Here is a 24,134-nt window from a genome sequence, read left to right on the forward strand (position 1 = left end):
CGACGCATCAGAATCCCACGACGATCGTGGCGAATTCAAGCGCTCCCCGCCCCGCCGGGTGCCGGTACGGCTCACCGCCGGGCGGCCACCCTCGCCGCGACCCCGGCAGCCCGCACCACCGCGGCCATCCGGCGGGGCCGGGAGACGACCGCCGGCCGGGTACGCAGGCAGTCGTGCACCACGTCGGCGGCCCGCTCCACGCTCAGCAGCATCGGCTTGACCGGCGACTTCGCCATCTTGGTGTCGACGAACCCGAACCGCACGACGGTCACCCGCACCCCGTGCGGGCGCAGCGCGCCCCGCAACCCCACCAGGTACGACGTCAACCCCGCCTTGGCGGCGGCATACCCGGGGGCCTGAGCCGACGGGGCGACGTCGGCGAGGCTGGACAGGCCGACGAGGTGACCGCCGCCCCCGGCCACCATCGCCGGCACGACCACCTCCACGGTGCGCGCCGCACCGATCAGGTTGACCTCCAGCGCCCTGGTCTGCGCCGCCAGGTCACCGAGGTCGAAGAACTCACCGACCCCCGCCGCGTAGACGCACACGTCCACCCCGCCGAGCCGGTCGACCACCCCGGCCAGCACCGTGCGGTAGGTGTCGCCGGTGACGTCGGCGACGTGGTGGGTGTAGCCGGTGTCGGTCAGGTCGCTGTCGCTGCGGGACAGCCCGGCGACGGTCCAGCCGGCCGCCACCAGTTGCCGGGTGAGGGCCAGCCCGACTCCGTCGCTGTTACCCACCACGATCGCCCGTCGCCCCTGCGTGTCCATGCCCCGGACCCTAGCCGCCACCGTCCGGCCCGGGGCTCCGCACCTCACCGTCCGCCCGGACCCGCACCTCACCGTTCCGGCCCGGGACGCGACGCCGCCCCGCCCACCGGGTCGGTGGACGGGGCGGCGTCGCAGCGGCAGCCGTCAGGGCTGGCCCTGGTAGACCTCTTCGTCGGCGCCCCGGACGAACAGCCGGACCAGACCGCCGTAGACGCTTCCCGCCGGGGCGGAGATCGTCGCGCCGGGGCCGTCGATCGTGCTCCAGGCCGTCCACGCGCCGGAGTCCTGGAGGTACCAGGCGGTACGCAGGTCGTCGCCGCCGGTACGGACGAAGACGTGCAGCCCGCCACCGTAGACCAGGGCGGCCGGCGCGGACGCCGCACGTGCGGTGCCGGGCACGTCGCTCCACCCCGACCAGGCCCCGGTGGTCAGCGAGTACCGGTTGGTGCGCACGTTGCCGTTCGTGCCCCGGACGAAGACGTGCAGGTCACCGCCGTAGATGGCGGCGGACGGGGCCGAGTTGGCGCCGGTCGGGCCGGCGAGGGTGGCCCAGCCGGACCAGGTGGCGGTGCCCAACGTGTACCGGTTGGTACGGACCTTGCCGTTCGCGCCCCGGACGAACAGGTGCAGGTCACCGCCGTAGACGGCGGCGGACGGGGCGGACGACGCGGACGTGGTGCCACCGACCGTGCTCCAGCCGGACCAGGCGCCGGTGTCCAGGGCGTACCGGTTGGTGCGGACCTTCTGGTCGGACTGCACGAACACGTGCAGCTCCCCGCCGTAGACGGCGGTCGCCGGTGCCGAGGTCGCCATGGCGTCACCGGGGACGGTGGACCAGCCGGACCAGGCGTCGGTGTTGGTGTCGTACCTGTCGACCCGCACCTGCCCGTCCGGGCCCTGCACGAAGACGTGCAGGTCACCGCCGTAGGTGGCGGTGGCGGGCGCGGATTGGGCCTGCGCCGTGCCCGGCACCGGCGTCCAGCCCGCAGCGCGGGCGGCCGAGGGACGGGCGGCCGCTGCGGCGGGGGCCGCCGGGTGGCTGGCCGCCGGCACGGCGACGGCCGGGGTGGCGACGAGCGTGACCGCGCCCAGGCCGAGAGCGAACGCGGGCAACCGGCGGCGTACCAGTTTCATCGATGGAGTCAGACGCATAAACGCTCCCTTGTGGACGACCGGTGGTGACGACGGCGCGGTCGGCTTGCGGCTGGTCCACCGGGCTGCACACCCCGCCCGTTGCGGCGCGGCCGGCGACCCCGGCCCGCGACCCCAGCTGACCCCCCGTCGCGGTCACCCTATCGATCCGCCCGTACCCCCACATCCACCGAACCACCCCACCCCCACCCGTCCGCGCGGCAACCGGACCGGCCGGTCGGACAGGGCGGGGGAGCGGCGGTGATCAAGAGGTTGGCGTCACGAGAACCGATCAGGGTGACGCAAAGCTCTTGATCACCGCCAGTGGATGTCCGTCAGACGACCGCGCAGGGGGAGCCGTTGAGGGTGAAGAAGGCCGGCTTCGCGGTGTCGCCGGTGTGGTTGGCCTGGAAACCGATGGTGACCGAGCCGCCCGGCGGGATCGAGCCGTTGTAGGAGACGTTGGTGGCGGTGACCGCCCCACTGGTCGGCGAGTAGGTCGCGTTCCAGCCGCCGGTGATGGTCTGCCCGGCGGGCAGGGTGAATGCCAGGTTCCAGCCGGTGACCCCGGTGTCCCTGAGGGTGGTGATCGTGATCGAGGTGGTCAGGCCGGTGTTCCAGGCGTTCACGGTGTAGGCGATCCGGCACTCGGCCCCCGGGCCCGGCGTGGTGGGCGTGGGCGGGAACGGCGTCGGCGGCGTGGTCGTCGGCACCGGCGGCGTCGTCGTGGGCGGCGGAGTGGTCGGCGGCGGGGTGGTGGGCGGCGGGGTCGTGGTGGGGGGCGGGGTCGTGGTGGGCGGCGGGGTGGTGGTCGGCGGGGCGTCCAGGCCGAAGAAGCGGATCGCCTGGGCGGCGTCGACCGGCAGGTTGTGGGTGACGCCCTGCATGCTGATCGCCTCGACCGGCGCGGTGCCGCCGCTACCGCCGTACCGGGTGCGGGTGTAGCCGGCCTGCGGGGAGTCGGTGTACGTCGGCGTCTGGCCCAGCCCCTGGACGTTCGTCCACTGCTTGACCTCCTCGCCGAAGTTCGGGTAGCGCAGCGTCTCGTCGTTGGTGCCGTGCCACAACTGCATCCGGGGCCGCTTGCCGGTGTACCCCGGGTAGGCGTTGCGGACCAGGTCGCCCCACTGCTGTGCGGTCTTGGTGACCTGCCCGTTGGCGCACTGGCTGTTCCACTCCGAGCCGTCGGTGGTGGCGAAGCAGCCGAACGGCACCCCGGCGAAGGCCGCGCCCGCCGCGAACACGTCCGGGTAGTCACCGAGCAGCACGTTGGTCATCATCGCCCCGGACGAGGTGCCGGTGGCGAAGATCCGGTTCGGGTCGACGGGGTACCGGGCCCGGACGTAGTCGACCATCGACTTGATGCCCACCGGGTCGCTGCCCCCGTCGCGGCGCAGCGCCTGCGGGGAGGAGACGTCGAAGCACTTGCTGCTGCGGGTCACCGAGGGGTAGATGACGATGTAGCCGTACCGGTCGGCCAGCGCCGCGTACTGGGTGCCGGAGTAGAACGCCGGGCCGCTGCCGGTGCAGTAGTGCACCGCCACCAGCAGGCCCGGCCGGGCCGCCACGGTGTTCGGCACGTACAGGTACATCTGGAGGTTGCTCGGGTTGGCCCCGAAGTTGGTCACCTGGGTCAGCGTCGCCGCCGACGCGGGGGTGGGGGCGGCGATCGCGGCCAGCGCGGTGAGCGCGGCGGCGACCAGGGCGGTGCCGAACAGTTTGATCCTGGGTCTCACGGGTTCCTCCGGAAGATCGCGGACACGCAGCTCTGCCGATCGAGGCTGCCCGGCGCTCGATCATGTCCGGCTCAGGAACATCCATGAGTATCGTTAGCCCGCCGCCGGCTTGGCAAGGCGGCCCGTCCCACCGGAACTTCCGGTCCCCGGGCGGCGTGGACACCGGCGTCCGGCGGGGCCGGCCCGGTGGATAATGGCCCCCATGCGTGGTCCTGCGATGACGGACGTGGCCCGCCTCGCGGGAGTCTCCCACCAGACGGTCTCCCGGGTGCTCAACGACCACCCGAACGTGCGGGAACAGACCCGGGTCCGGGTCCGCGCGGCGATCGCCGAGCTGGGCTACCGACCGAACCGGGCGGCGCGGGCGCTGGTCACCGGCCGCTCCCAGCTGATCGGGGTGGTCGCCCAGAACAGCACCCTCTACGGGCCGGCGTCGCTGCTGGCCGCCCTGGAGCAGGCCGCCGCGTCGGCCGGCTTCGCGGTCAGCGTGGGCAGTGTCAGCACCCTCGACCGGCGGTCCATCTCCGCCGCCGTGGAGCGGCACCTCGACCACCGGGTCGCCGGCATCGTGGTGATCGCCCCGGTGGCGTCCGCCGACGAGGCGCTCGACCACCTGCCGCACGGCGTGCCGCTGGTCACCGTCGACGGCGATCCGGCCCGGGAGGCGGCGCTGGTCACCGTCGACCAGGCGGCCGGGGCCGGGCTGGCCACCCGGCACCTGCTGGACGCCGGGCACCGCACGGTGTGGCACGTCTCCGGCCCGGCGGACTGGTTCGACAGCGCCGGGCGGGTCGAGGGCTGGCGGGCGGCGCTGCGGGCGGCCGGCGCGGAGGTGCCGCCGGTGCTGTCGGCCGACTGGAGCGCGGCGTCCGGCTACCGCTGCGGGCAGATGCTGGCCCGGATGCCGGAGGTGACGGCGATCTTCGCGGCCAACGACCACCTTGCGCTCGGGGTACTGCGGGCGTTGAGTGAGCGCGGGCGTCGGGTGCCGGACGAGATCAGCGTGGTCGGCTTCGACGACGTGCCGGAGGCGGCGTACTTCATCCCGCCGTTGACCACCGTGCGGCCGGACTTCGACGCGGTGGCCCGCGCCGGCCTGGCGATGCTGCTACGCCAGATCGAGGCCGGCCCGGGTGTGGTGGAGCGCCACACCATCGCCCCCACCCTGGTCCACCGAGCCAGCGTCGCCCCCCCACCCCCCACCTAACCCCCCGCCCACCCCCACCCCACCCCTCGCTTGCGTGGGTTGATCAAGAGGTTTGCGTCAGCCGGAAGATCATCGGTGACGCAAACCTCTTGATCGACAGGGTCGGCGCGGCGGACGCCGGGCGGGCACGGGGCAGGGGTGGGGTGGGGTGGGTCAGTTGTAGGGCATGGTGGGGAACCAGCCGACGCCGAAGATCGACGGCACCCGCAGGTCCCAGTAGACGACCGTGAACACGCCGAGGGCGACCAGCAGGGTCCCGGTCACCAGCGCCGAGCGGGCCGGGTCGGTCATCCAGCGCAGGAAACCACCCCGGGTGACCAGCACGATGACGACGAAGAGCAGCGTGACCACGACGATGTTGCCCAGCGACTGGAGGGTGAACGCCGCCGCACCGTACACCGGGTTGCCGGTCTCCACCGCCCAGTGGAACAGCTTGTTGAACAGCGGGTACGGCCGCCCGATCAGGAAACCGCCGATCAGCGCCCCGATCAGCACCACCCGGGCCACCGGCCGGCGGGCGAACACGTCGGGCACCAACCCGAGGGCGCTGAGCCCGAGCAGGGCCAGCACCAGGCCGATCACCCCGAACACCACCGACGACTGGATCAGCCGTACCGGCATGCCGCCGACCGTGTCGGTGGACAGTTGCGGCAGACCGTCGCCGATCAGCACCCCCACCGCGCCGTACGTGGCGGAGACCGCGACCATCCCCAGCGCCAACCAGCCCACCGGCCGCAGCAGCGACCGCAGGTGGTGACGCAGCTGGTTCGAGGTCCCCGCCTGGCTCAACGGCCCGACCGAGGCGACCATCGCGATGTTGCAGGCGGTGAAGGTGCCGGCGAACCCGGAGACGAAGGCGAACAGCAGGCCCGCTCCGGTGCCGCCGATCGCCGTCGCCTTCGCGTCGTGGCCGAGCAGGTTGTTGGCCACCGTGTCACCGATGACCGAGTCGACGAACTCGAACGACCAGAGCACCGCCAGCAGCACGCCGGCGACGGCACTGACCAGCGCGGCGGTGCCGTGCCGGGTGGGTGCCGGTGATGCCAGTCGCACCGGCGTCGGCGACCCCGGCAGGCTGGGGGACTCGGGACTTTCTCGTAGGGCCATCGTGCCTCGTCTCTGCCGATCCGGGCGGGTCCACGGTCGACCGCAGGCCACCCGACCGGGCCGATGACCCGACCGGGCCGATGACCCGACCCGGCAGGGCACCCGACCCGTGGGGTCCGCGGGCTCTGACGGGTGACGCCGTACCCGCCGGGCAGCGACCGCCGCCCGCTCACAGCATGCCGAGGTGTACCCCTGCGGTCTTATCCGTGCGTGCTGATTTCGGCGGGCCGGGGCAGCGCCCGGGAGCCGGTCAACACCCGCGCCACCACCGACGGGACGAGCAGCCGGTGCGGCGGGTCGACCAGGTTGAGCACCCGCAGGAACGCCGCGCCCAGCACCGGGTCGGCGGTGGCGGCGGCGTGCAGCCGGTGCACGTAGGCGTTGGTCAGCCGGACCTGCGGCGACCGTGGGCCGGGGACCCCGGGGAACCGCAGGTCGGTGCCGACCGCGATGGACCACGGCATGTCGATCACCCGGGCGGCGCGCCGGAAGAACCGCCGGGCCGGGGCGGACGGCCCGGCGGGCAGCAGCCGGGCCAGCTCGACCGCCTGCAACGCGGCGACCGTGATGCCCTGCCCGTAGATCGGGTTGAAGCTGCACAACGCGTCGCCGAAGACCAGGTATCCGGCGGGGAAGTCGCGCAGCCGCTCGTAGCGGCGGCGGACGCTGGCCGGGAAGCGCATCCGGGCCGGCATGCCGAGCGGGCGGGCCTGCCGCAGCAGCGCGCCGATCTCCGGTGCCGGCAGGCTGTCGGCGTAGGCGAGCAGACCGGCGTCGTCGAGCGGCGGTTCCTCGCCGAACATCCCGCTGAGCGCCACCGCGAACCGGTCCTGTTCCTGCACCGCCACGATCCCGCCCCGGGAGCGGCCGGGCACCGCGTTGGTGAGGACGCCGAGCAGCCCGTCGAGCTGCTGCGGTTGACGTTGGTAGAGCCTGGTGACGTAGGTCAGCCCGACCGGCACCTGTTCCTCCGGTGCGGGGCGGTAACCGAGTTCCGCCAGCCACACCGGGCTCCGGGTGCCCCGCCCCCCGGCGTCGACCACCAGTTCGGCGGAGAGCTCCCGGGTGGTGGAGGGGCCGTCGGCCCGGCGGTGCACGCGTACGCCGGTGACGCGTCGCCGGTCCGGCGTGGTGGTCAGACCGGTGACCTCGTGGCCGGGCAGGACGGTCACCCCGGGCAACGCGGTCACCCGGTTGCGGATGACCTGCTCCAGCAGGGGGCGGCCCACCCCGACGGCCAGCAGCCCGGACGTTGCCTGCCGCATCCGGTAGCCGTCGTTGTACCAGCGCACCTGGCCGTGCAGGTCGACCAGAGGAGCGCCGAGCGCGGTCAGCTCCCCGGTGACCCCGGGCAGCAGCTCCTCCAGCACCTGTCGGCCCCGGTCCAGCAGCACGTGCAGCTGCCGGCCCTGCGGCACCCCGCGGCGGCTGGCGGCCTGCTCGGGCAGGGGGTCCCGGTCGACCAGGGTGACCCGGCCGTAGGTCGCGCTGAGCACGCGGGCGGCCAGCAACCCGCCGATGCTCGCGCCGACCACCACCGCACCGTCGGTCGCCATGTTCTGACTCTAGGTGTACGGGTGCCGCCCTGTCGTCTCGTAACGTGCGCAACATCGACCATTGACGTGGTCTGGCTGCCGGGACCGCCCGGTCTACTACCGGGCCTACCGTGACCCGGCCGACCGGACGGCCGGCTACGAGTACTACCGCGCCTTCGACACCGACATCGCCGACAACCGGGCCCAGGCCCCGGCCAAACCGGTGACCCTGCCGGTGCTGGCGAGGGGCGCGGCGTTCTCCTTCGGCCCCGGGGTGGCCGCCTCCTACCGACAGGTCGGCACGACGTGCGGCAGGTCGTCGTACCGGACTCGGGCCACTGGGTTCCGGAGGAGAATCCGCAGTTCCTCGTCGACTGCACCAGGCTGTTCCTCGGCCTGCCGGGTGCGCCCGCCCCGACTCCGGCGCTCGCCGGCTGCGCCGCCTGAGCCACTGCCGCCTGAGCCACTGCCGGCCGCGCCTGGTCCGTCGTCGGATGCCCCGTACCCCCCCCGCGGGGCACCCGGCGACGGGCCGCCCGGGTCAGGCCAGCGCGTCGAGCGCGGCCAGGTCCGCAGGGGTCAGCCGTAGCCGGGCGGCCGCCATGTTCTCCTCCAGGTGCCGTACCGAGCTGGTGCCGGGAATGACCAGCATCGTCGGCGAGTGGGCCAGCAGCCAGGCGATGGCGATCTGCGCGCGGGTGACGCCGTGCCGGTCGGCGACCCCGTCGACGGTACGCCGTTGCGCGGCGCTGAAGTCGGGCCCGAGCGGCAGCGGCGGCCGCCCGTGCCGGGCACCGAGCATCCCCGCCCCCAGCGGGAAGTACGGCACGAAGGCGATGTCCTCCTCGACGCACCGCCGCAGCACGTCGTGGCACTCCCGGTCGAGCAGGTGGAACCGGTTCTGCACGGCCGCGATCGGGATCGTCGCCCGCGCCTGGTCGAGCTGCCTGACGGTGACGCCGCTGAGCCCGACGGCGCCGATCAGGCCCTCGTCGCGCAGCCGCACCATCATCGCGAACGACTCGGAGAACCGGACGTCGCCCGGGCGCAGCAGCCCGTCCCCGCCGACGCGCAGGTAGACCAGTTCCAACCGGTCCCGGCCCAACCGGCGCAGGTTCTCCTGCACCTGCCGGCGCAGTTGGTCGGGCGCCCCGGCGGGCACGAAGTCGCCCCACCTGTCGCGCACCACCCCGATCTTGGTGCCGATCACCAGGTCGTCGGGGTACGGGTGCAGGGCCTCGCGGATCAGGTCGTTGGCCACGTGCGGGCCGTAGAAGTCGCTGGTGTCGAGGTAGTTGACCCCCAGCTCGACCGCCCGGCGCAGCATGGCCAGCGCGCCCGCGTGGTCGTCCGAGGGGCCGAAGGAGCCGGGGCCGGGCAGTTGCATGGTGCCGAAGCCCAACCGGTTGACGCTCAGCTCGTCGCCGAGCCGGAGCCGGCCGGCCTCCGGCGCGAGCCTGTCCGACAGTGTCACCCTTGCTCCCCTCGGGGGGACGCCGCACCCCGCGACGCCCGTGTGTGCGGGCTGCCCGCCCGGCGGGGGACACCCGCCGTCCGTCGGCCATCCTCGCGGACAACGAGGACGGCATCGCGCAGGTCGACGCAGCGTGTCGCCGCTCGGGTCACCCTGGGTGAGTGCGGGTGCGGTACGGGTGGCTCAGGTCAGCGCAGCGGGCGCGGTCCGAAGTCGAGTGCCCGGTCCACGCCGATGTGGAAGAACCAGCAGGCGGCCACGAGCGCCAGCGGCGTCCACCCGGCCGCGTCGAGGGCGTGCGCGAGGCCGTACCCGGCGAGCAGGACGAACGGGGCGACGTAGGTGTGCCCCAGGTTGTAGACGACCGCGCCGACGTGGTGGTCGACGGCATAGCCGAGCATCGACAGGTCGAAGACGAGGAACAGGGCGAACAGCCACCACCAGGCGAAGCCGGTCAGCACGACGAGGACGACGGCCGCCACGGCGACGGCCGCACCCTCGACGCGGTAGAGGACGGGCACCGGGGTGGCCGGTGGTGGGGTGCGGGCGGGCCCGGCCCTCATCGGCCCTTCCAGTTCTCCAGGGCGGACACGACGCTGTCGACGGCCCGTTCGTAGCTGCGTTCCAGGTCGGCGGAGAGCGCGAACGCACCGGCGGTCTCCAGGCTGACGAAGCCGTGGATGACCGTGCGCAGCAGCCTGGTGGCGTCGACCGCGTCGTCGCCGAGCAGCCGGTAGCCGGCGAGCACTCGGTAGACCACCTGGACGGCGGCGTCGCTGACCTGCTGGTCCTCGGCGTCGGCGGGGTCCGGGGCCCGTACGGTCATCGGGTACTGCACCGGGTTCTGCCGCGCCCAGCTGCGGTAGGCGGTGGCGAGGCTGCGGACCGCGTCGTCGCGGGCCCGGCCGACGCACGCCTCGGCGAGCGTCGCGGACAGGTCCGCCTTGGCGCGGAGCATGATGCCCCGGCGGAGTCCCGGGAGGCCGTCGATGTGCTTGTAGAGCGACGGGACGCGGACGCCGAGGCTCTCGGCGAGCGCGGCGAGGGTCAGCTCGTCGTGCGGGCGCGCTTCGAGCAGGTACGCGCCGCGTGCGACGACCGCGTCGGTGGTGAGGCCGGCCCTAGGCACGGGTGCTGATCCGGGTGAGGAAGTCGAGCACCGCGCCGGTGGTCCGTTCGGGCTGCTGAGACTGCGGGTAGTGGCCGGCGTCGGGCACCATGACCACCTCGCCGTGCAGGGTCTCGCCGATCCATGCCGCCTCGGCCGCCGGGTCGGTGAAGTCGGGGTCGCGTTCACCCATGACGACCAGCACCGGGGTGTCCACCTCGGTGAGTCGTGCCTCGGCGGGCCGGTGGTCGGTCTGCCGCGCGGTGCGGGAGAACGCCGCGCCGTGGCCGGGCTGGCGGAGCTTGGCGACGACGGCCGCCCGGTACTCGGCGAAGTCGGCCGGTTTGGCACCGGCGTAGAGGGTGGGCAGGTAGGCCTTCCAGACGGCTGCCACCCAGAGCGGGGACGTCAACAGGTGGAACAGGGCCCGCATGCCGGGGGCCTGTCGGGGGTTTCGGACGAACGGCCCGATGAGCACGAGCCCGCGAACCTGCCCGGGGTGCTCGGCGGCGACGATGACCCCGGCGCCGGCGGCCAGCGAGTTGCCCACGATGACGGCCGGCCGGCCGAGCTCGTCGATCAGGGCGCTGACGTCGGAGGCGGTCTCGGGGTCGCCGTAGGAGGCGAAGGTGGTGTCGCTGTCGCCGTGGCCGCGCAGGTCGGTGGTGGCCACCGTGTAGCCGGCGGCGGCCAGGGCCGGGGCGAGGAACCGGTACGACGAGCGCAGCTCCGCCATGCCGGGGACGAGCACCACGAGGGGGCCGTCGCCCTGGAGGTCGTAGGCGATTCGGCCCTCGGGGCGGTGCAGGTAGCGGGTGGGTGGGCGGGCGCTGCTGCGGGCGTCGGTCATGACGCTAGCCTAGCTAGCTCAAAAGCTAATCGCAATAGCTTTCCCGGGTGGGGTGACCTCCGACGCCCGCTCCCACCAGGGGATCACGTCGCACCGGGCCGGCGTGCGGGAATCGGCGACCCCCGCCCGCCCGCAGGCTCTCGAACCGGACCGACGGCGCGACGACCACCGGACCCCCCGGACGGTCGGCGACGGGTCACAACCGGACCAGACCACCATCGGCCATGATCGTCTGCCCGGTGACGAAGGCGGCGTCGTCGCTGGCCAGGAAGGCCACCGTGCCGACCACGTCCTGCGCCTCACCGGGCCGCTTGATCGCCTGCATCGCCGCCACGTGCTCCTGCGCCGCGCCGGCCATCGGACTCTCCGCCAGCCCGGGGGTACGCGACAGCGTCGGCCCGACCGCGTTGACCGTGATGCCGTACGAGGCGACGTCGCTGGCGAGCGCCCGGGTGAACCCGATCACCCCCATCTTGCTGGCCATGTAGTGGGTGAACCCGGGTAGAGCCAGGCCGACCGAGTTGGAGGTGAGGTTGACGATCCGCCCCCACCGCACCCGGCACATGTGGTCCAGCACCGCCTTGGTCATCAGGAACTGTGAGTCGAGGTTGACCGCCAGCACCCGCCGCCACGCCTCGTACTCCAGCTTGAAGATGTTCTTGGCCGGATAGATGCCGGCGTTGTTGACCAGGACGTGGCAGCCGCCCATCCCGGCGGTGATCTCCGCGCCGATCCGGGCCACGTCGTCGGGGTCCGAGACGTCCCCGGTGATGCCGAGGGCCTTGCGCCCCTCACCCTCCACCAGCGCCACCGTCTCGACCGGGTCGGCCAGATCCACCGCCACCACGTCCATGCCCCGGCGGGCCAGGCCCTGACAGATCGCCTGCCCGATGCCCCGCCCCCCGCCGGTCACCACGGCGATCCGGGTATCCGTGTCGGCCATCAGCCCCACCCCTTCGCCGTGGCGTCCTGCTCGTCGACGACCGCCCGGGACCGCCCGGTGGCCAGCCGCAGCGCACCCGACGGGCAGAGGTCGACCGCGACCCGCGCCTGCCCGGCGTCGTCCGGTTGCCGGCGCAGCAGCACCCGGCCGTCCTCGCTCTGGTCGAACAGTTCCGGGGTGGACAGCACGCACTGCCCGGCGCCGATGCACAGGCCCCGGCTCACCACCAGCGTCGTCGGTTCCTCGGTGCCCACCTGGTCGCCCCCACTCACCGCAGCCTCCCTCACCAGGTCACCGGCAGCCGGTCCAGGCCGTAGATGTTCGACTCCTTGCGGAACGGCAGGCCGTCGAGCTCCTCGGCCAGCCGCAGCCCGGGGATCCGGGCGAACAGGGTACGGAACACGATCTCCAGCTCGGCGCGGGCCAGGTTCTGCCCGATGCACTGGTGGATGCCGTAGCCGAAGGCCATGTGGTGCCGGGCCCCCCGGCGGACGTCCAGCACCTCGGCGTCGGGGAACACGTCGCTGTCCCAGTTCGCCGAGGCGAACGACAACAGCAACCCGTCACCGGCCCGGACGGTCACCCCGCCGACCTCGATGTCGGCGGTCGCCACCCGGGGCAGCGCGTCCACGACCGTGAAGTAGCGCAGCAACTCCTCCACCGCCAGGCCCATCGCCGCCGGGTCACCGGTGACCTCGGCGAGCTGGTCGGGGTTCTCCAACAGTCCGGCCACCCCGAGGGAGATCATGCTGGCGGTGGTCTCGAAACCGGCCACCAGCAGCAGCATCGCCAACCCGACGAGCATGTCGTGGTCGAACAGCGGGGTCTGCCGGTTCTGCACCACCAACCGACCCAGCAGGTCGTCGGTCGGCTCGGCCTCCTTCGCGCTGACCAGCCGGTCCACGTAGGCCCGCAACTCGCTGCTGGTCTGCTGCCGCTGCTCGGCGGAGACCGTCCGGCGCAACTGGGCGTCGGCGCTGCGGACGATCAGGTCGCGGTCCTCGTACGGCATGCCGAGCAGCTTGGTGATCATCGAGGCGGGGACCGGCAGCGCCAACGCGGCGACCAGGTCCACCGGTTTCGGCCCGGCCAGGATCGCGTCGATGCACTCGTCGACGGTGCGCTGGATGTGCGGACGCATCTCCTGCGCCCGGCGCAGCGTGAAGTCACCGATCAGCATCCGCCGCTGCGGGCCGTGCTCCGGCTGGTCGAGCCCGATCAGTGAGCGGCCGACCGCGGCGATGTTGCGTCGGGTCTGCGGGGTCACCGGCTCGGTCAACGGCAGGTTCGGGTGGAACCGGTTGGCGCTCACCCGCGGATCGGTCAACAACCGACGGACGTCGGCGTAGCGGGTGACCAGCCAGGCGAGCTGCCCGTCCGGCACCCGGACCCGGCTGACCGGCGCCTCGGCGCGCAATCCGACGTACTCGGGGGCGGGGGCGAACGGGCAGGTCCGGGGCATCGGGAAGTCGGGTGTCTCCCCGGTGGACGCCGCATCGGCGGCGTATGTGCTGTTGACGGTCATCACGGTCCTCTCGGTGTGTGGGTCGGTGGCCCCGGACGGCGGCCCGGCCCCCGGAACCGACCCGGAACCCGGCGTCGACCGGGGACGCGTCGGGGTGGCACGGGCCGGCTCATCCCGGGTGCCGGGCGAGGTGGGCGAGCAGCGCCGCGGAGAGCCGGTCCGGCACCTCCTCGGGCACCCAGTGCGACACCCCGTCGAAGGTGAGGAACTCGTACGGGCCCTTCACCCAGGCGCCGGTGCCGTGCGCGGCGACCGGGCCGACGCCGATGTCGTCGCTGCCCCAGACGTACAGCGTCGGCACCTCGACCGGCCCGGCCTCGACGTCCTCCGGCCGGGTCGCCCGGTACCAGTTCAGCGCGGCGGTCAACGCGCCGGGCGCGGTCAACCGGTCCAGGTACGTGGCCAGCTTCACCGGCCCCGCCGCGCCCAACATCCGGCGCAGGAACGCGGCGTCTTCGGCCAGCAGCATCCCCTCGGCCTGCCCCGGCTGCCGGAACATCGCCAGGTACGCCGAGCGGCGCTGCTGGTCGACGTCGGTGGCCAGCGCGTCGGCGAACGGCCGGGGATGCGGCACCGACACGGCGGTGAAGGTGCGCAGCAGCTCCGGGTGCCGGTCGGCCACCGCCCAGCCGATCGCCGCCCCCCAGTCGTGCCCGACCAGGTCGAACCGGTCCCAGCCGAGCTGCCCGGCGAGCGCGACGACGTCGGCGACCAGGGTGTCCATCCGGTACGCGTCGACCTCGTCGGGGCGCACCCCGGGGGAGTAGCCGCGCTGGTCGGGCGCGACGGCGTGGTAACCGGCCGCACCCAGCGCCGCGAGCTGGTGCTCCCACTCGACGGCACCCTGCGGGAAACCGTGCAGCAGCAGCACCCCCCGGCCGTCGGCGGGACCGGCGCTCAACGCGTCGAAGGTGCCGGCGTCGGTGGTCAACCGCAGCGACCCGGTCATACCGGCCGCCCGGCCCGCGCGGCGGCCACGTCCCGGTACTGGTCGACCAACCGGTGCAGCGCCGGGACCAGGTCGTTCGGGGTGGGCAGGCCGGCCACCTGGGTCCGCAGCCGTTCGGCGTTCGCCTTGAACGACGGGTCCTTGAGTACCCGGGCCAGATCCTCGGCGAGGGCCTCGGAGGTGAGGTGGTCGGCGTCGGCGACGAACCGGCCGGCGCCCTGCTGTTGCAGGCCGTTGGCGTGGGCCAGCGGCCCCCACCACTGGAACCCCCAGTGCGTCCCCGGAATGATCAACTGCGGAACGGCCTGCTCGATGGCGGTGGCGAAGGTGCCCGCCCCGCCGTGGTGCACGATCGCCGCGCAGCTCGGCAGCAGCATCGCCAGCGGCACGAAGTCGACCACCCGGACGTTGTCCGGCAGCTTCGGGATCGTGGCGAGCTGCTTGGCGTTGAACGTGGCGATCACCTCGGCGTCCAGCCCGCTCACCGCGTCCAGCAGGTCGGCGGCCGGAGCCTCCGTGCCGCGCCCGTTGCGGTGCGACTCGCCGAGGGTGAGGCAGATCCGGGGCCGCTGCTGCGGCTCGCGCAACCAGTCGGGGATCCGGGCCGGCGGGTTCACCGCGATGTGCCGCACCGGCACCAGGTGCAACCCGTCGGGCTGGTACTGCCACGGCGGCATCGGGTCGATGGTGAAGTGCCCGACGGCGACGTCCTCGTCGAACCGGGTGCCGTAGCCGCCCAGCACCCGGTCCAGCCAGTCGCGCAACGGGTCACCCTGGTCCCGGGCGGCGCGGCGCAACTGGGTGATCCCGTCCGGGCCCATCATCATCCGGGCGTGCGGCACCCCGCAGACGGTGGCGGCGGCCGGCGCGGCGTACACCATGGAGTCCCAGACCACCAGGTCGGGCCGCCACGAGGCGATCAGCGCGACCAGGTCGGCGATCATCTCGTCGGTGGAGAACAACGCGAAACCCCAGGACGCCCGGGACAGCTTCTCCAGCGGATTGTCCCGGGGGAAGTCCTGCTGCAACGGCATCTCCTGGCGTTCACCGGGCGCCATCACCACCGGGGGCGCCTCGCCGGGGCGTACCCCGGGGTAGAAGGCCGGCATCTCCGTGCGCGTCCGACCCACCTCGACCGGAACGAACCCGGCCGCGATGATGGCGTCGGCGATCTCGGGCTGGCTGGCGACGCGGACGTCGTGTCCGGCCGTGCGCAGCGCCCACGCCAACGGCGTCATGATGTGCAGGTGCGCCTTGTTGGCGTGCGGCACGAAGAGCACTCTCATCCGGTCTCCTCAGCTCGGTGTGGCTCGGCAGGGCGGAGGGTGACCGGCACCCGGGCACGGTGCTGCGCCCCCCGTCGACCTCCTCCCCACCATGATCTCGGCCCCGGCGGGCCCGGACATCTCCATACATGCCCTTTCGTCGGCGGCGACCGGGCATCGTCGAAGTAGGCAACCCCCACTGAGCTGTCCATACTCGACGCACAGGCGGCCCCGTCCGACGCACCGGCCGCCCGCCGGTCGGATGCCCGACCCGCCGGTGTCGCCACCGTCGCGGTCACGCCGCACCCCGCCGCCCGGCCACCGCCCCGCCCGGCCCCTCCCTGCCCGTACGACGAAAGGGACACCCATGTTCGCCGACGCCGACCCCGCCCTGATGGAACCCCGCGACTTCGCCCGCCTGGTCACCGCCACCCCGGTCGACGAACTGCGCCGGGTGATGGGCGGCCCGCACCGCCGCACCATCCTCGACGGCATCTTCGTCCGGATGCCGACCCTGTTCCGCGCCGACCGGGCCGGCAGCACCGAGGCCGTCCTGCACTGGAGCGTCGGCGACCGGCGCGAGGGCACGGTGGACACCTACGAGATGGTCATCGCCGGAGGTGAGTGCGTGCTGTCGGAGCGGCCGGACCGCGAACCCCGGCTCACCCTGACCCTCAGCGACATCGACTTCCTGAAACTGGTCAGCAGCAACGCCAACCCGGTCACCATGTTCGTGCTGGGCCGGATGAAGGCCAAGGGCGACCGGGGGCTGGCCATGCGCATCCCCACCCTGTTCGACATTCCGAAGCCCTGACCGGACACGGGGGCGGGGGCGCACCCGGTGCGCCCCCGCCCCCGTGTCACCCCCCACCCGCCCCCGTCGACGGGCGGCGGGTGGCCGGGCCGCCCCACCGGCCCGGCCGGTGGGTCAGCCGGCGAGCCGGCGGCCGACGTCCTCGCGGAGCTGCTTCTTGTTCACCTTGCCGACCGCCGTGAACGGCAGCTCGTCGACGGTCACCAGCAGCTCCGGCAGCTTGAACGCGGCCACCCCGGCCCGCTGCATCACCGCCCGTACGTCCTGCAGGGCCACCGTCCGGCCGGGCTGCGGCACCACGTAGAGGCAGACCCGCTCACCCAGCTCGGCGTCCGGCATGGCGACCGCGGCGGCCAGGCTCACCGTGTCGAGCTGGTAGGCGAAGTTCTCCACCTCCTCGGCGGAGATCTTCTCGCCACCCCGGTTGATCAGGTCCTTGTCCCGACCCTCGATGACCAGGTTCCCGTCGGGCCGCAGCCGGACGATGTCCCCGGTGTTGTACCAGCCGTCGACGAACGCGCGCGCGGTCAGCTCCGGCGACCGGTAGTAGCCGCGCGGCGTGTACGGCCCCCGGGTCAGCAGCACCCCCGGCTCGCCGGCCGGCACCGGCCGGCCCTCCTCGTCGACCAGCCGCAGCTCGTCGTCGGGGCAGATCGGCCGGCCCTGGCTGTGGCACACCACGTCCTGCGGGTCGTCCGGGCGGGTCAGGCAGAGCAGCCCCTCCGCCATGCCGTAGACCTGCTGGAGATCGCAGCCGAGCACCGGCGTCACCCGCTGGGCCACCTGGTCGGCCAACCGGGAGCCGGCGACCTGGACCCGGCGCAGCGAGCTGAGGTCCCGGTCCGGGTCCTTCTCCCGGTACTCCAGCCAGCGCTGCACCGCGGCGGGCACCAGCGAGGTGAAGGTGGCCCGTTCCCGCTGCACCGCCTCGAACGCCCGCTCCGGCGCGGGCGACGGCAGGATCACCACCCGGCCGCCGGCCAGCAGCGTGCCCAGGATGCCCGGCCCGGCCATCGGATAACCGTGCGCCAGCGGCAGCACCGCCAGGTAGACAGTCGTCGCGTCCACCTCGGACAGTTCGGCGGCACGACGCATCATGTAGCCGTAGTCGTCGTGGGTCCGGGCGATCAGCTTCGGCACCCCGGTGGTGCCGCCGGAGAGCAGGAACAGGGCGACCGCCGAACCGGCGGGCGCGGCGGCGTCAAGCGCCGACCGGGCCGCCGCCGGATCGTCCGCCGGCCGGCACAGCCGCCGCAGGTCGACACTGTCCGCGCGGACGTCCGCCCCGGCGACCAGCACGTGCCGCAGGGTCGGCGCGTCGGCGGCCACCTCGTGGGCCAGCGCCTGGTGGTCGAACTCCTTCAACACATCCGGTACGACCAGCGCCCGCGCCCCGGTCAACGCCACGATCGCGGCGATCTCCTGCCGCCGGTGCGCCGGCAGCGCCATCACCGGGACCGCGCCCAGCCGGAAACAGGCCACCGTCAGCACGACGAACTCCCAGCAGTTGGGCAGCTGCACCACCACCCGGTCGTCGGGACGTATCCCCAGGTCCCGCAGGCGCTCGGCGGCACCGTCGGCGCGGGCGGTCAGCTCGGCGAAGGTGAGGCGTACCGGGCCGTCGACCAGGCACGTGGCGGTGGGGTCGGCGTCGGCGGCGGCGTACAGGTACGCCCCGAGCGGCCGGCCCGCCCAGTAGCCCTGGTCGGTGTACCGCGCCACCAGCTCCGGCGGCCACGGCACGGTCCCGTCGAGGGTAGGTCGGGTCGCTTCTGCGGACATGTCGGGCCCTCCCGATCCGATCGGTCGACACGGCGCACCGGCGTCGGAGCCCGGGCGGCGCGACGCGAAATCGTGTGTCGAACTCGCGGGGAAACCGTACGGAGGCGTGCCGCCGAGTTCCTTCTCCCGCATTGCGCTATTGCCCGCCCCGGCATTAGCGGAGGTCACCGCCGGTCCTGCGGGCCGTCCGCCGGCCGGGACGATCGCACTCAGGAAGGTGCCCCCCCGATCGGCCAAGGAACAGGATGTTTCGCAGTTGAGGTCAGCGTCCGGACCTGACCGTCACCGCGACATTTCCGAAGGACAGCGACCACCGCATCCGGCTGTGTTCCGGATGCGGTCGGCGATGTGGAGAGGAGCCTGGACGTGAGCCAGGATGGGGAATTTTCTGACGCCGTGGCCATTGTCGGAATGAGCTGCCGGTTCGCCCCTGACCTTGACTCGTTGGAGAAGTTCTGGGCATTTCTCATCGGTGGTCGACATGCCGTGAGCGCCATGCCCGACAAGCGGTGGGAACCGTACGCCTCGACCAGCCCCCAGGCCACCGCGATCCTGCGGAAGACGACCCGGCTGGGCTCATTCCTCGACGACATCGAGGGATTCGACGCGGACTTCTTCGGCATCTCTCCCCGGGAGGCGGACTTCCTCGACCCGCAGCAGCGGATCGTGTTGGAGTTGGCCTGGGAGGCGCTGGGCAACGCGGGTGTGCCGCCGTTGTCGCTGCGCGGTTCGGACGCCGGTGTCTTCGTGGCGGCCAATTCCAACGACTACGGCCGTCGGCTGCTGGAGGACATCCCGCGCACCGGCGCCTGGGCGGTCAACGGCACCACCTACTACGGCATCGCCAACCGCATCTCGTACTTCCTGGACCTGCGCGGGCCCAGCATGGCGGTGGACACCGCCTGCGCCGGTTCGCTCACCGCGCTGCACCTGGCCTGCCAGAGCCTGCGCGAGGGCGAGATCCCGCTGGCCGTCGTCGGTGGGGTCAACATCATGGCCAGCCCGACCCTGTTCGTCGCCCTGGACGCGGCCGGGGCGACCGCCCCGGACGGGCGCAGCAAGGCGTTCGCCGCCGACGCCGACGGCTACGGCCGGGGTGAGGGTGCCGGCGTGGTGGTGCTCAAGCGGCTGGCCGACGCCCGCCGCGACGGCGACGAGGTGCTCGCGCTGATCCCCGGCAGCGGGGTGTTCCAGGACGGCCGTTCCGACGGCATGATGGCGCCCAACGGCTCGGCCCAGGAGCACATGCTCCGGGTGGCCTACGAGCGGGCCGGCATCGACCCGGGGTCGGTGCACTACGTCGAGGCGCACGGCACCGGCACCCCGGTCGGCGACCGGGAGGAGGCCAAGGCGCTGGCCGCCGTCTTCGGTGCCGGGCGGCCCGCCGACGAGCCGTGCCTGGTCGGCTCGGTGAAACCCAACATCGGTCACGTCGAGGCGGGCTCGGGCATCGCCGGTGTGATCAAGGCGGTGCTGGCGCTGCGGCACGCGGAGATCCCGCCGAGCCTGCACCGCGAGCCGAACCCGGACTTCGACTGGGCCGGTTCCGGGCTGCGCCTGATCGGTGAGCGGTCGCCCTGGCCGGCCGGTGACGGTCCGCGTCGGGCCGGCGTGTCCAGCTACGGCGTCGGCGGCTCCATCTCGCACGTCATCCTCCAGGAGGCGCCGCCCGCCCCGACCGCCGCCGCCGGGGCCACGGCCACCGACGCGGCGGCCGGCACGGTGTCGGTCGAGACCACCGCCGGCACCCGGGCGTCGGTGTACCCGCTCTCGGCGATGTCCGAGGCCGGGGTGGCGGCGCTGGCGGCGCGGACCGCCGACTGGCTGACGGAGCACCCGGGGGCGTCCCTGCCGTCGGTGGGGCACACCCTGGCGCACCGCCGCTCGCACCTGCCGCAGCGGACCGCCGTGCTGGCCGCCTCGCCCGGGGAACTCGTCGAGCGGCTGCGGGAGGTGGCCGACGGCCGTACCACCCCGCAGGTCGCCCGGGGCCGGACGGTGGCCGACCCGGCCCCGGTGGTCTGGGTCTTCTCCGGGCACGGCGCGCAGTGGACGGGCATGGGCCGGCAGTTGCTGCGCGACGAGCCGGTCTTCGCCGCCGCCGTGGACGCGCTGGCCGAGGTGTTCCGCGAGGAACTCGGCTGGACCCCGCGCGAGGCGCTCACCGCCGGTGGGCCGTGGACCGGCGTCGAGGTGCAGGCATTGACCTTCGCCACCCAGGTCGCCCTGGCGCAGACCTGGCGGTCCCGGGGGCTCACCCCGGCCGCCGTGATCGGGCACTCGGTGGGGGAGATCGCCGCCGCGGCCGTCGCCGGCAGCCTGGACGTGCTGGCCGCCGCCCGGTTCGCCTGCCGGCGGGCGCGCGCCCTGGAGCGCCTCCAGGGCCAGGGCGGGATGGCCATGGTCGGGCTCGGCTTCGACGAGGCCCGGCAGCGGCTCGCCGGTCAGGTCGGCGTGGTCGCCGCCATCTCGGCCAGCCCCACCTCCACCGTGCTCTCCGGGGACCGGGAGGCCGTCGAGCAGATCGTGACGCACTGGCGCGAGGAGGGGGTGGCGGTGTGGCGGGTCGACACCGACATCGCATTCCACAGCCCGCACGTGGACGCGGCGGTGGCCGAGGTCGCCGCGGCGGCCGGCGCGCTGCACCCCGAGACGCCCCGCACCCCCCTCTACAGCACCGCGCTGACCGACCCCCGGTCGACCGCGGCGCGCGACGGCGCGTACTGGGTGGCGAACCTGCGTGAGCCGGTGCGCTTCACCGCCGCGGTGACGGCGGCGGTCACCGACGGGTACCGGGTCTTCCTGGAGGTCTCCACCCACCCGGTGGTCACCCACTCCATCGGGGAGACCCTCGCCCACCTCGGTGTCGAGGACGCCACCGTCGTGCACAGCCTGCGCCGTGACACCGACGAGGACAACGCCCTGCTGGCCGGCCTGGCCCGGCTGTACTGCGCGGGCGCGGCGGTGGACTGGGCGCGGCTGCACCCGACCGGCTCGCTGCTGCCGATGCCCTCGGTGGCCTGGCAGCACCGGCCGTACTGGATCTTCCCGGAGGCCCGGGTCGAGTCCGGTCCCGGCGGTGGGCACGACCCGGAACGGCACAGCCTGCTCGGCGGCCGGATGACGGTCTCCGGCGCACCGCCCCGGCAGGTCTGGCAGACCTACCTGGACATGTCCTCGCGGCCCTACCCGCTCGACCACGAGGTGGTCGACGTCGAGATCACCCCGGCCGCCGTGCTGATCAACAGCTTCGCCCTGGCCGCCGGGGAGGACGGCCGACTGCCCGCGCTGGCCGACATCGTGCTGCGGACGCCGCTGGCCGTCGCGCCGCCCCGGGTGGTGCAGATCGTGCTGTCGGAGAACACCGCCCGGCTGGCCACCCGGGTCGCCCCGCAGGACGGCGCCCCCGTCGTCGACGACGAGGAGTACGAGTGGATCACCCACTCGACGGCGACCATCGACTGGAGCACCGAACTGGTCGACGGCCGGGTGGACGCCGACGAGGTGCGGGCCCGGTGCCCGCAGGAGTGGTCCTGGCAGCGGGTCGACGAGATGTTCCGCCGGATGGGCGTCGGTGGCTACGCGTTCCCCTGGGACGTGGTGGAGTTGCGCCGCAACGACGAGGAGCAACTCGCCGACATCGTCATCGTGCCGCCGCCGGCGCAGACCGCCACCAGTTGGGCGCACGTCATCGACGGCGCGCTGACCATCAGCGCGGTGCTGGTCACCCCGGAGTACGCCAGGCACCAGTGGATGTCCTCGCACATCGAGTCGGTGGTCTTCAAGGGGGAACCACCGGCCCACATCACCGTCCACTCGGTGCGCTCCCCGCGCTCGCCGCAGGACACCGTCGACGTGCAGGTGGCCAACGAGCACGGCGAGGTCGTCTGCCAGGTGCGCGGCCTGCGGTTCTCCGCCATCTCGGACACCGACAGCGCGGTGGCCGCCCCCCGCGAGCTGGTGCACGAGGCGGTCTGGCGGCCGCTGGACCTCGACGTCGACGGCACCGCCACCGACCTGTCCCGGGTGGTCGTCGTCGGTGACGACGCCGCCGGAGACCTGGCCGGGGCGCTGGCCGACGCCGGGCTGCCGACGGTGCGGGTGGACGGTCCGGACGAGCTGGCCACGGTCGGTCTCACCCCGCGCGACGCGGTCCTGGTCGCGCCGGGCGTCGGTACCGCCGACGAGTCGGCCGAGCAGGCCGCCGAGCGGTGCGGCTGGACGTTGATCCGCAGCGCCCAGGTGTTGATCGAGGTGCAGGCGGCCGGGGGTGACCCGGCGGCGCCGCAGCCCCGGCTGTGGTGCCTGACCCGGGGTGTCCGGCAGGCGGTGGGGGAGCGGTCGCTGGCCCACGCCCCGCTGTGGGGCATCGCCCGGATCTTCGCCGGGGAGCACCCGGACCTGTGGGGCGGGGTCGTCGACCTCGCCGACGACGCCGACGTCCCCGCCGCCGTGGTCGCGACGGTGCTGCGCCGGCTCACCGGCGACGAGGACATCGTCTCCGTCGACGGTGGCGGGGCGGTGGCGGTGCAGCGGCTCGCCCAGGTCGAGCGGCCCGCCGACGGCACCGCGTTGCAGTGCCGGCCGACCGACACCTACCTGATCACCGGTGGGCTCGGCGCGCTCGGGCTGATGGTGGCCCGGTGGCTGGCCGACCGGGGGGCGAGGCGCATCCTGCTCGCCGGCCGCCGGGGTCTGCCGCCGCGCGCCGACTGGGACGGCGACCACGACGTGCGGACCCGCCGGCAGATCGACGGGGTGCTGGAACTGGAGGCGCTCGGGGTGACCGTGCGGACCCTGGCGTTGGACATCACCGACCCGGTGGAGGTCGCGGCGGCGCTCGACCCGGCCTCGCACGGCATGCCGGCGGTACGCGGCATCGTGCACGCCGCCGGCGTGGTGCGCGACGCGATGGTGGACAAGGTGGACCGCGAGGGGCTGCACGACGTCCTCGGGCCCAAGGTGAACGGGGCGATGGTGCTGCACCGCCTCTTCCCCCCGGGCACGCTGGACTTCTTCGTGATGTTCTCGTCCTGCGGGCAGTTCACCAGGCTGACCGGGCAGACCACCTACGCGGCGGCCAACTCGTTCCTGGACGCCCTCGCGGCGCACCGGCACGCCGACGGCCACACCGAGACGACCAGCCTCGGCTGGACGTCCTGGCGCGGGGTGGGCATGTCCGAGTCGATCTCGTCGACCATGCTGGAGGCCAACTCGCGCGGCCTGGACGCGATCTCGGTGACCGAGGCGTTCCGGGCCTGGGCCTTCGCCGACCGGTTCCACAGCCCGTACCACGCGGTCCTGCGGGTGCTGGCGCCGACGACCAACGCCCCCCGGCTGCCGATGCTGCGGGAGCTGACCGCGACCCGTTCGACCACCGAGGCCGGCACCGGCCAGACGTTCAGCGTCGACTGGGCCGACACCCCGGAGCAGGAGCTGCGCGAACTGGTCACCGCCGACGTGCGGGAGCAGGCCGCCGCCGAGCTGAGCCTGGCCGCCGAGGACCTGGAGCTGCGTCGGCCGCTGGTCGAGCTGGGGGTGGACTCGGTGATGACGGTGGCGCTGCGGGTGCGTCTGCAGGGCCGCTACGGCCTGGAACTGCCGCCGAACATCCTGTGGAACAAGCCGACCATCGCCGCCCTGGCCGACCACATCGTCGACAGTCTGCGCCCCGCGGAGCCGGCCGACGACGACCCGGCCGACGACCCGGCCGCGCTGCGGGTGGGCTGACCCCCACCTGCGGCGATCCCGCCGTACCCCGGCCGGTGCACCCACCGGCCGGGGTACGGCATTCCCCTGTCCGGCCGACGGAAACGGATTCTCGGAAACGGTCTTCGACATCGCAATCGGGGAGATGTCAGCGCTGTCGCACCGCCGGAGGATAGGGGACGGACGGACCGTTCGGGGGTGAATGTGTCCACTGTCCGCAGTAGTCACA

19 protein-coding genes are annotated in these 24,134 nt (G+C 73.6%); 4 read left to right on the forward strand and 15 right to left on the reverse strand.

From position 1 onward, the window contains the following. Positions 1-71: 71 nt before the first annotated feature. The 3 genes from JQN84_RS22140 to JQN84_RS22150 all read right to left on the reverse strand — a co-directional run bounded on the left by JQN84_RS22140 (position 72) and on the right by JQN84_RS22150 (position 3,637). A complete protein-coding gene (locus tag JQN84_RS22140) occupies positions 72-770 on the reverse strand; it encodes an SDR family NAD(P)-dependent oxidoreductase (protein WP_204960447.1) in 699 nt (232 codons plus the stop codon). Positions 771-914: 144 nt separating this feature from the next. Beyond that, a complete protein-coding gene (locus JQN84_RS22145; protein WP_204960448.1) occupies positions 915-1,922 on the reverse strand; it encodes a DUF8189 domain-containing protein in 1,008 nt (335 codons plus the stop codon). A gap of 314 nt (positions 1,923-2,236) precedes the next feature. Further along, positions 2,237-3,637 (reverse strand): extracellular catalytic domain type 1 short-chain-length polyhydroxyalkanoate depolymerase, encoded by a 1,401-nt coding sequence (locus tag JQN84_RS22150; protein ID WP_204960449.1) that lies wholly within the window; start codon positions 3,635-3,637, stop codon positions 2,237-2,239. Positions 3,638-3,839: 202 nt separating this feature from the next. On the opposite strand from JQN84_RS22150, the gene JQN84_RS22155 reads away from it, so the two are divergent. After that, complete coding sequence (locus JQN84_RS22155) at positions 3,840-4,844, forward strand: LacI family DNA-binding transcriptional regulator (RefSeq protein ID WP_239485951.1); 1,005 nt, start codon at positions 3,840-3,842, stop codon at positions 4,842-4,844. Between the two features lie 153 nt (positions 4,845-4,997). Here JQN84_RS22155 and JQN84_RS22160 read toward each other — a convergent pair whose 3' ends face one another. Together JQN84_RS22160 and JQN84_RS22165 are read right to left on the reverse strand one after the other, a co-directional pair. Then, entirely contained in the window at positions 4,998-5,897 is a 900-nt protein-coding gene (locus JQN84_RS22160; protein ID WP_281896879.1) for a hypothetical protein, read from the reverse strand. A 254-nt stretch (positions 5,898-6,151) separates the two neighbouring features. Continuing rightward, complete coding sequence (locus tag JQN84_RS22165) at positions 6,152-7,507, reverse strand: FAD-dependent oxidoreductase (RefSeq protein ID WP_204960451.1); 1,356 nt, start codon at positions 7,505-7,507, stop codon at positions 6,152-6,154. Between the two features lie 285 nt (positions 7,508-7,792). Between JQN84_RS22165 and JQN84_RS22170 the strand changes: the two genes are divergently transcribed. After that, on the forward strand, positions 7,793-7,933 hold the full coding sequence (locus tag JQN84_RS22170) for a hypothetical protein (protein ID WP_204960452.1): 141 nt from the start codon (positions 7,793-7,795) through the stop codon (positions 7,931-7,933). 94 nt (positions 7,934-8,027) lie between these two features. On the opposite strand, the gene JQN84_RS22175 is transcribed toward JQN84_RS22170, so the two are convergent. From JQN84_RS22175 to JQN84_RS22215, 9 genes are all read right to left on the reverse strand, one after another. Next, entirely contained in the window at positions 8,028-8,960 is a 933-nt protein-coding gene (locus tag JQN84_RS22175; protein ID WP_307821392.1) for an aldo/keto reductase, read from the reverse strand. A gap of 188 nt (positions 8,961-9,148) precedes the next feature. Beyond that, a complete protein-coding gene (locus tag JQN84_RS22180) occupies positions 9,149-9,523 on the reverse strand; it encodes a DUF4260 family protein (protein ID WP_204960453.1) in 375 nt (124 codons plus the stop codon). Further along, positions 9,520-10,089, reverse strand: coding sequence for a TetR/AcrR family transcriptional regulator (locus JQN84_RS31560; protein ID WP_204960454.1), 570 nt, complete (start codon positions 10,087-10,089; stop codon positions 9,520-9,522). The genes JQN84_RS22180 and JQN84_RS31560 overlap by 4 nt, the downstream gene beginning before the upstream one ends. Then, entirely contained in the window at positions 10,082-10,918 is an 837-nt protein-coding gene (locus tag JQN84_RS22190) for an alpha/beta fold hydrolase (RefSeq protein ID WP_204960455.1), read from the reverse strand. Before JQN84_RS22190 ends, JQN84_RS31560 begins: the two co-directional genes overlap by 8 nt. 196 nt (positions 10,919-11,114) lie before the next feature. Beyond that, the gene (locus tag JQN84_RS22195) at positions 11,115-11,861 is read right to left on the reverse strand and encodes an SDR family NAD(P)-dependent oxidoreductase (protein WP_204960456.1); all 747 of its coding nucleotides are present in this window, start codon (positions 11,859-11,861) and stop codon (positions 11,115-11,117) included. Continuing rightward, positions 11,861-12,115, reverse strand: coding sequence for a ferredoxin (locus tag JQN84_RS22200; RefSeq protein ID WP_372446011.1), 255 nt, complete (start codon positions 12,113-12,115; stop codon positions 11,861-11,863). Before JQN84_RS22200 ends, JQN84_RS22195 begins: the two co-directional genes overlap by 1 nt. A 29-nt stretch (positions 12,116-12,144) precedes the next feature. Further along, a complete protein-coding gene (locus tag JQN84_RS22205) occupies positions 12,145-13,386 on the reverse strand; it encodes a cytochrome P450 (RefSeq protein ID WP_204960457.1) in 1,242 nt (413 codons plus the stop codon). Between the two features lie 109 nt (positions 13,387-13,495). After that, on the reverse strand, positions 13,496-14,323 hold the full coding sequence (locus tag JQN84_RS22210; RefSeq protein WP_372446012.1) for an alpha/beta fold hydrolase: 828 nt from the start codon (positions 14,321-14,323) through the stop codon (positions 13,496-13,498). A gap of 8 nt (positions 14,324-14,331) precedes the next feature. Further along, positions 14,332-15,621 (reverse strand): nucleotide disphospho-sugar-binding domain-containing protein, encoded by a 1,290-nt coding sequence (locus JQN84_RS22215; protein WP_204960459.1) that lies wholly within the window; start codon positions 15,619-15,621, stop codon positions 14,332-14,334. 346 nt (positions 15,622-15,967) lie between these two features. Here JQN84_RS22215 and JQN84_RS22220 point away from each other — a divergent pair, with 346 nt between their 5' ends. Further along, a complete protein-coding gene (locus JQN84_RS22220) occupies positions 15,968-16,414 on the forward strand; it encodes an SCP2 sterol-binding domain-containing protein (protein WP_204960460.1) in 447 nt (148 codons plus the stop codon). A gap of 114 nt (positions 16,415-16,528) precedes the next feature. Here JQN84_RS22220 and JQN84_RS22225 read toward each other — a convergent pair whose 3' ends face one another. Beyond that, the gene (locus JQN84_RS22225) at positions 16,529-18,196 is read right to left on the reverse strand and encodes a (2,3-dihydroxybenzoyl)adenylate synthase (protein WP_204960461.1); all 1,668 of its coding nucleotides are present in this window, start codon (positions 18,194-18,196) and stop codon (positions 16,529-16,531) included. Positions 18,197-18,592: 396 nt separating this feature from the next. Here JQN84_RS22225 and JQN84_RS22230 point away from each other — a divergent pair, with 396 nt between their 5' ends. Continuing rightward, positions 18,593-23,926 carry a type I polyketide synthase gene (locus JQN84_RS22230; protein WP_443673893.1) on the forward strand — a complete coding sequence of 1,778 codons (5,334 nt, stop codon included), beginning with the start codon at positions 18,593-18,595 and terminating at the stop codon, positions 23,924-23,926. Positions 23,927-24,134: the final 208 nt, after the last annotated feature.

It is taken from the genome of Micromonospora humidisoli (assembly GCF_016900955.1).
Classification (GTDB): Bacteria; Actinomycetota; Actinomycetes; order Mycobacteriales; family Micromonosporaceae; genus Micromonospora; species Micromonospora wenchangensis.